This window comes from Salinispora pacifica DSM 45544, assembly GCF_000378845.1.
Lineage (GTDB): Bacteria > Actinomycetota > Actinomycetes > Mycobacteriales > Micromonosporaceae > Micromonospora > Micromonospora pacifica.
Map to the genome: position 1 here is coordinate 1 of NZ_KB905359.1, position 2,544 is coordinate 2,544.

Below are 2,544 nucleotides of genomic sequence, written 5' to 3' on the forward strand. Positions count from 1 at the left end.
GGATGGGGCGGGTGTGGGTGTCGGGTGTGGATTTGGATTGGGGTGTGGTGTGTGGGGGTGGGCGGCGGGTGGATTTGCCGACGTATGCCTTCCAACACCAGCACTACTGGCTCTACGACCCGGCCCTTGTCGGCGCTGGGCTGCTTGCCGCCACCCACCCCCTGCTCGACGCCGCGGTGCCGTTGGCCAACACTGACGGCGTCGTCTTCACCGGCCGCTGGTCCCTGGCCACCCACCCATGGCTCGCCGACCACTCGGTCGGCGGCACCGTCGTGTTCCCCGGCACCGGGCTGGTCGAACTCGCCCTCCACGCCGGCGACCAGGTCGGCGTCGACCTGCTCGACGAGCTGACCCTGCACGCGCCGCTCGTTGTACCGGACAGCGGCAGCGTCGAGGTCCAGCTCGCGGTGGAGGCGCCCGACCCGACCGGTAGCCGCGCCGTCGGGGTGCACTCCCGCGAACACGACGACGCCCCGTGGACCCGGCACGCGACCGGAGTCCTGACCGCCAGCGACAACCCCGGCGTCGACCTCACCGAGTGGCCGCCCGTCGATGCCGAACCGCTGCCCCTGACCGGGCTCTATGACGACCTCGCGGCTGGCGGACTCGACTACGGCCACACCTTCCAGGGTCTGCGCCGCGCCTGGCGGACCGGCGACGAACTCTACGCCGAGGTCGATCTCCCCGACGGTGCGGAGACCGACGGCTACGGTCTGCACCCGGCGCTCTTCGACGCCGGCCTGCACGCCCTCACCCGAGCTGACCAGGACACCCACCGAGGTCTGCCGTTCGCCTGGTCGGGCGTGGCACTGCACGCCACCGGTGCCACCAGTCTCCGGGTACGGCTCACCCTGTCCGACACCGGCATCCGGATCGCGGTCGCCGATACCGTCGGTGCACCTGTCGCGAGCGTGCGGTCGCTGGTGCTCCGCCCGGTGCAGGTCACTACGGCCACCGGTGTCTCCGACGCGCTCTTCGGTCTCGACTGGCGTCCCCTCAGCCGCACCGCGACCGGAACCACCCCTACGTGGACCTGGCACCCTGACACCGCCCCGGCCCCCACCGACGACGGCCTCACTCCGACCACCGGCCCGGGGAACGGCGACGGCCCGACCGAGCTGGTGGTGCTGCCGGCGGGGGGCACCGACGACGTGCACGCCGAGGTGAACCGGGTGTTGGCGATCGCCCAGCGCTGGCTGGCCGAGACCACGACCGCCCCGCTCGTCGTCCTCACCCGGCATGCCGTCGGCGATGACGTGACCGACCTGGCCGGCGCGGCGGTGTGGGGTCTGCTGCGTTCCGCGCAGGCGGAGCACCCCGACCGTTTCCTTCTCGTCGACACCGACACCGAGCAGCTCGCCGACGTCCTTCCGCTCGCCCTGGCCGCTGGCGAGCCGCAGGTGCGGGTGCGTCGTGGTGTGGTCTCTGTACCGCGGATCGTGCGCCGGCCGTCGTCGACTAGGCAGCTGGATGCTCCGCTCTTCGGTACGGGCACGGTGTTGGTTACTGGTGCGACGGGTGCCTTGGGCTCGGCGGTGGCTCGGCATTTGGTGGTGACGCATGGGGTGCGGCGTCTGTTGTTGTTGTCGCGTAGTGGTATGGCTGCCTCCGGTGCGTCGGACCTTGTGGCGGAGCTCTCGGGGGCTGGTGCGTGGGTCGAGCTGGTTGCCTGTGATGTGGCGGATCGGGGGCGGTTGGCGGCGGTGTTGGCGGGTGTGGTGGATCTGTCGGCGGTGGTGCATACGGCGGGGTTGTTGGATGACGGTGTGGTGTCGTCGTTGTCGGCGGGTCGGGTGTCTGGGGTGTTGCGTCCGAAGGTGGATGCGGCGTGGTTGTTGGATGAGTTGACCCGGGGTCGGGAGTTGTCGGCGTTTGTGTTGTTTTCTTCGATGTCTGGTGTGTTGGGTGCGCCGGGGCAGGGTAACTACGCGGCGGCTAATGCTTTTCTGGATGCGTTGGCTGTGGTGCGTCGGCGGGCGGGGTTGCCTGGTGTGTCGTTGGCGTGGGGGCTGTGGGGGCAGGGCTCGGCGATGACCGAGCGGTTGTCTGGTGTGGATCAGGAGCGGATGGCTCGTGGTGGGGTGTTGCCGTTGACGACCGCCGATGGGCTTGCCCTGCTTGACGCTGCGGTCGCCAGTGAGCAGGCCATGCTTATCCCGGCCCGACTCGATGTGGCCGCGCTGCGTACCCTCGGCGATGACCTGCCGCTGCCCTTTCACAGCCTGGTCCGCCCGGCGCGGCGCTCGGCTGCCCACGCCGCCGCCCCCAGCGCCACCAGCTGGGCGGAGGAGCTTGCCGCGCTACCCGCGGACGAGCGCGACCGTGCCGCAACCGCCCTGGTCCTGGCCCAGGTGGCGGCGGTGCTGGGGCACGCCTCCACCGAGCGGATCGATGCCAGCCGCGCGTTCCAGGAACTGGGCTTCGACTCGCTCACCGCGGTCGAGTTGCGTAACGGGCTCTCCGCCAGCACCGGCTTGCGGCTGCCCGCCACCCTGATCTTCGATTACCCGTCGCCGAGCGATCTGGCCCGACACCTGCTCAGCG

At 70.6% G+C, this 2,544-nt stretch carries 1 protein-coding gene; it reads left to right on the forward strand.

The window, feature by feature from the left end:
* Nucleotides 1-68: 68 nt before the first annotated feature.
* Nucleotides 69-2,544: type I polyketide synthase (locus SALPAC3_RS25145; protein WP_033774779.1), on the forward strand; the 2,476-nt coding region annotated here is incomplete at its 3' end.